1 pseudogene is annotated in these 539 nt (G+C 44.7%); it reads left to right on the forward strand.

Annotated features, from left to right (window positions below):
- Nucleotides 1–486 (forward strand): annotated as a pseudogene (locus R7093_RS27590) (ABC transporter permease); the annotation flags it as partial.
- Nucleotides 487–539: the final 53 nt, after the last annotated feature.

Below are 539 nucleotides of genomic sequence, written 5' to 3' on the forward strand. Positions count from 1 at the left end.
GAGTTATCGCCGAAACTTTCTCAACAAACCGCATAAGACAAAGCTGGCGGCAACTTCCTCATCTACATTCTGTATGAAATCGTTGGTTTTAGTCTATTCGCGACCATTTTGATGACGACGTTAGAACGCCAGCGTGAATTTGCCGTGATGTTGGCCACTGGGATGCTCAGGAGCAAGCTGATTGGTTTAATTTCAATTGAATCGCTTTTCATCGCCATTATTGGCATTGTTTTGGGTTTGATTGTCAGTGCACCTGTGCTTGGCTACTTCTATTTTAATCCCATTGAAATTACTGGCGAAGCTGCTCAAGTCATGTTGGAAAGTGGTTTTGAGCCCATTGTGCCTGTTTCTCTCGATCCTCACTTGCTGCTTAACCAAATTATCGTGGTTCTCATCATTTTATCCTTGTGCCTTGTCTACCCGATGATTCGTCTTCTTCGTTTACCTATCGCCAGTGGGCTGAAAGGGGGCGCGCATGTTGATTAAATTGGCTTGGCGTAATCTTTGGCGGAACAAACTCAGAACGTCCATCATGCTTG

This window comes from Vibrio sp. 1580, assembly GCF_033340055.1.